This window comes from Acidovorax sp. (genome assembly GCF_046339755.1).
Taxonomy (GTDB): domain Bacteria; phylum Pseudomonadota; class Gammaproteobacteria; order Burkholderiales; family Burkholderiaceae_C; genus Acidovorax.
Map to the genome: position 1 here is coordinate 1 of NZ_JBKDTZ010000359.1, position 4390 is coordinate 4390.

Sequence of the window (4390 nt, forward strand, 5' to 3'; positions counted from 1 at the left end):
CGCCCGAAAAGGCACTTGCCCTTCGGGTTGGAGTGAAATCGGGCGATTGGACGCCCCGGCTGCTTGCATGGGCACGAGCCCATGCGGCGCATCCGAAGCATCCACTCATCCCGATTGCACTCCAACGCGGCTGCAAAAAGACCTTGAACAGGTTCTACGGCCCACGCGCGCCAGCAGCATGTTGCTCGGTATCTCGAACAGCGCATAGCCGATGAAGAAGATGCCCGCGCCCAGGCCGAACACGGCATCGCTGAATCCCAGATCCGTTTTCATCTGCAGCTGGGCGTAGCCGATGTTGGTGCCGTCCAGGTAGTTGAAGACGTAGCAGGCAAAGAGGATGGGGATCAGCCGCCAGGCGATCTGCCGGTAGGTGGTGTCGTCGGCGGCGGTGGGGGCTGTGGCAGTGCCCGCCGGGGTGGGAAAGAGGGCGGTGGGGGAGTTCATGGCGTTTGTCTCGTGTCGTTGGTGTTGGAAAGCCGCGCACGGAACCGCCCGGGGATCACCCGGGCTGCTGCAGCACGCCTGAGGTGGTGGTGCCCCAGAGGTGGCCGGTGGGCGCCCCCGGGAACAGCCAGTGCGGCGAGCATTCGCTGGACGGCACCACGTTGCTGAAGCCATGCGTGGCCGAGGTGCCCGCGATGGTCTTTTCCAGCACCATCGACAGGTACTGGTCCACGCTGCCCTCCTGGGTGTTGCCGTTCAGGATGACTTCGGAGCCGGTGGCCCGGGCATAGCGGCGGATGCCGTTGTGGCGCGAGGCCTCGGGCGCCCAGCTGTCGGCGCTCACGCCGTTCTCGCTGCTCACACGGATGCCATCCTGGGTGCGGTAGACCAGCGAGTGGTTGCCCTCGGTATGGCCCGGCGTGTGAACCAGCGCGATGCCGCGCCCGAGCAGCACGCTGCCGTCGAAGGGCACGATGCGTTCGGGCGCCACGCCCTGCAACCCCTCAGGGCAGTACCAGTCGGCCTGCGTGGGCAAGAGACCCGCCACGCTGGCCAGCTCCTGGCGGTGCACCAGCAGGCGGGCATTGGGCAGCAGGCCGCGCTCGCTGCCCGTGCCCAGCCAGCGGCGCAGGTTCTGGGTGTGCAGGTGGTCGTAGGTGATGAAGTCGATCTGCTCCGGCGCCACGCCCACCGAGGCCAGGGCCTGCAGCACGGTGCCGTGCACGGGCGCGATCACGCCGTGCAGGAATTTGGGCGTCTGCTCGCTCAGGCGCTTGAAGTACGGCGTCTCGCTGCCGGTTTCGAAGTCGGCGGGGGTGAACAGCAGGTGTTTGAGGCGCCCTTCGAAGTCCTCGAACTGCACCAGCAGCGTGCGCGCCAGCAGGTGCACCATGTGCGGCTTGAGCAACTGCTGCGAGTACACGCCGTTGAAGGCATACCAGGCCGGGTAGGGGATGCGCAGCAGGTCGAAGCTGCGCGCGTAGCGCACGGCCGGTTCGGCCAGGAAGCGCTCGCGGAACTGTTCGCCTGCGCGGCGCAGCGCGCGCAGCCGGTCATGCGGCGTGGGGGCGCTGCGTGCGCCGTCGAAGTCGGGGACCGGCTGCAGCAGGCGGTCCGGCGTGAGGGGTTCGGTCATCATGTTGATGGGGTCTCCTCAGTACAAAGAGCGGCCGCCCGAGATGTCGAAAACGGCGCCGGTGCTGAACGAACAGTCGGCAGACGCCAGCCAGGCCGCCATGGCCGCCACCTCGGCCGGCTCCACGAAGCGCGCCATGGGCACGCGCGACAGCAGGGCCTGGTGCAGTTGCGCACGGTGTTCCTCGGGAACACCGTCGAACACCCCGGTTTCCGCGGCAGAGGGTGTGATGCAGTTCACCAGCACGCCTGCGCCGGCCAGCTCCTTGCCCAGCGATTTGGTCAGCGCGACCAGCCCGGCCTTGGAGGCGGAGTACGCGGCATTCAGGCCATTGCCCTCCTTGCCCGCGACCGAGGCGATGTTGACCACGCGCCGGCCCAGTGCGGGGGCACGCTGTGCCTGCAGGTCGGCCAGCATGGCCGGCACCAGCGCGCGGCAGCACAGGAAGGCGCCGGTGAGGTTGATGTCGAGCACCTCGCGCCACTGGACGGCGCTGTGCTCCCAGGTGGGTACCAGCGGGCCCAGCACGCCCGCGTTGTTCACCAGCACGGTGGCCGGACCCAGCGCGGCGGCGCTGGCCTGCGTGGCGGCGTTCACGGCGCCCTCGTCGCGCACGTCGGTGACGGCGGTGAACACGCGCCCAGGTGCGTCCAGCGCCTCTGTGGCAGCCCCCAGGGCGCGGGCGCCGATGTCCCAAAGCGAGACGGTCGCGCCTTCGTCCAGATAGCGGCGGGCAATCGCCAAGCCGATGCCCTGGGCCCCTCCGGTCACCACCGCGTGGTGGCCCTGCAGGCGCCCGGTCATGCCGTGGCCTGCTCCGGTACCGGGGCTTTGCCCGCGGTGGCAGCCTGCCCGCCCAGCAGCGAGCCGATGATGCCCGGCAGCGCCGCAGGCGGCACGCCCACCAGCAGCTGGCGCAGCATGGTCAGCGTGTCGAAGTACACGCGCTCGCAGACCAGGTGCTCGGCCTCGTAGAAGAGGAACAGCGCGATCATGCGGCAGCGAAAGCTGTTGCCTGTGGGCGGCAGCGCGCCCAGCGGCCCCTTGTGCGTGCCCAGCAGCCAGAACTCCACGATGACCGAATCGCCCGCATGGCGCAGCTGGATGATCTCGTGCCGCTGGTCGGGAAAGGCCTGGCGCGTGGCCGTGTAGTAGCGGCGCACGTCCTCGTTGCCGTCGTGCACCTCGCCGGTGGGGATCAGTTCGTAGTGCGGGTGGGGAAAGGTGCTCAGCACGGCATCGAAGTCTTGCCGCGTCTCGTCGGCAAAGTGGTCGAGCACGGTCTTCTCGCGGCGGGCGTTGCGCTCTGCGACGGGGGTGGCGGTGTTCGTCATGGGGATCCTTGGCGTGGGTTGTGGTGCAGGGATGCAGCGGTGCGCTGCAGCAGGCCCACTATCCGCAGAGCGCCGCGGCAAGACTGTCCGGTCTTGGCAATTGCGGCTTGGTACAAACCCGCGGGTGTCCGCCAGGCGTCGCCCGGGTGACCCATGCGCCCGCACAATGGCGGCGCCAGCCACCTCCTTCCCAGCGAGCGCACGCCATGCCATCCCTGCCTGAACCGGCAAGCACCGCCGGACTGCCGGCCCACCTCGGCCCCCGGGCCGACGAGCAGCTACGCTTGCCCGAGGAGGTGCAGCACGCACTGCTGCAGGTGGCCCACCGTCGGCAGTTGCAGCGCGGCGATTCGCTGTTCCTCAAGGGCTCGTCGCCCGACGCGCTCTTCGGCATGGTGCAGGGCGCGCTGCGCGTGAGCGTGGCCGCGCCGGACGGGCGCGAGGCCGTGATCGCCGTGCTCGAGCCCGGCCACTGGTTTGGCGAGGTCTCGCTGTTCGTGGGCCAGGAGCGGGTCTACGACACCTGCGCGGTGGAGCCGTCCGAGGTGGCCGTGGTGCAGGCGGCGGACTTCCACCACCTCATCGCCACGCAGCCGGTGCTGCACATGGCCTTCACGCGCCTGGTGTGCCTGCGCCTGCGCCAGGCCCTGGCCTGGATCGACGACGCCATCCTGCAGCCGCTGCCCGTGCGGCTGGCCCACCGGCTCATGACGCTCGATTCGCGCCCAGCCGGCGACGGCGCCAGCACCGTCCTGGCCGTCTCGCAGGAGGACCTGGCCTTCATGCTCGGCGTCTCGCGCCAGAGCATCAACCGCCAGCTCAAGCAGTGGGAGGAGGAAGGGGTGCTGCGCGTGGGCTACCGCGTGGTCGAGCTGCTCGACCGCGACCGGTTGGCGCGATGTGCGCAGCCCGGGTGATCAATCCGTCTCGGTCTCGCGGTCGTCCTGCGCCGTTGCCTCGGGCTCCAGCGCCTTGATCACCATGCGGCAGATCAGCTCCTCGGCCTTGGCATAGTCGCGCTCGGTCAGCGCGGGCTTGCCCAGCAGCAGTGCGAACTGGGCCTCCTGCTCGGCGTAGGCCTGGGTGACGGACCAGATGATGAACATCAGGTGCGTGAAGTTCACGCGCGCGATGCGCCCCTCGCGCGCCCAGCGCTCGAATGTGCGCACCTCGGCCTTGAGCAGCGGGCCTACCCGCGCGGCGATGGCTTTGCCATACCGTGGTGCACCGGCAATCACCTCTTTGGTGAATACCTTCGCACCATTGGGGCGCTCGCGCGAGTAGCGCAGCTTGGCGCGGATGTAGCGGCGCAGCGCCTGCTGCGGGTCGTCGCCGTGCGACAGGTCGTCCATGCCGGCCAGCCACTGGGTGAGGATGTCGTCCAGCACACGCTGGTACAGCGCTTCCTTGTTCGGGAAGTAGTACAACAGGTTGTGCCGGCTGATGCCGATGGCGGCCGCGATGTTCTCCAGGGAGG

At 69.1% G+C, this 4390-nt stretch carries 5 protein-coding genes and 1 pseudogene; 1 reads left to right on the plus strand and 5 read right to left on the minus strand.

Features of this window, described 5'->3' with window-relative positions; all coding sequences use genetic code 11:
- Positions 1 to 153 precede the first annotated feature (153 nt).
- The 4 genes and pseudogenes from ACK59X_RS31175 to ACK59X_RS31190 form a co-directional block, all read right to left on the minus strand.
- Positions 154 to 444: pseudogene (locus ACK59X_RS31175) on the minus strand (MFS transporter); the annotation flags it as partial.
- Between the two features lie 55 nt (positions 445 to 499).
- Positions 500 to 1582: a hypothetical protein gene (locus tag ACK59X_RS31180; RefSeq protein ID WP_409962786.1), complete on the minus strand. Its 1083-nt coding sequence runs from the start codon at positions 1580 to 1582 to the stop codon at positions 500 to 502.
- Between the two features lie 15 nt (positions 1583 to 1597).
- Positions 1598 to 2383 carry an SDR family NAD(P)-dependent oxidoreductase gene (locus ACK59X_RS31185; RefSeq protein ID WP_409962787.1) on the minus strand — a complete coding sequence of 262 codons (786 nt, stop codon included), beginning with the start codon at positions 2381 to 2383 and terminating at the stop codon, positions 1598 to 1600.
- Positions 2380 to 2913: an ester cyclase gene (locus ACK59X_RS31190; protein ID WP_409962789.1), complete on the minus strand. Its 534-nt coding sequence runs from the start codon at positions 2911 to 2913 to the stop codon at positions 2380 to 2382. Before ACK59X_RS31190 ends, ACK59X_RS31185 begins: the two co-directional genes overlap by 4 nt.
- A gap of 206 nt (positions 2914 to 3119) precedes the next feature.
- On the opposite strand from ACK59X_RS31190, the gene ACK59X_RS31195 reads away from it, so the two are divergent.
- Complete coding sequence (locus tag ACK59X_RS31195) at positions 3120 to 3830, plus strand: Crp/Fnr family transcriptional regulator (protein ID WP_409962791.1); 711 nt, start codon at positions 3120 to 3122, stop codon at positions 3828 to 3830.
- Here the strand turns inward: ACK59X_RS31195 and ACK59X_RS31200 are convergent.
- Positions 3831 to 4390: TetR family transcriptional regulator C-terminal domain-containing protein (locus ACK59X_RS31200; protein ID WP_409962793.1), on the minus strand; the 560-nt coding region annotated here is incomplete at its 5' end. It abuts the gene before it with no gap.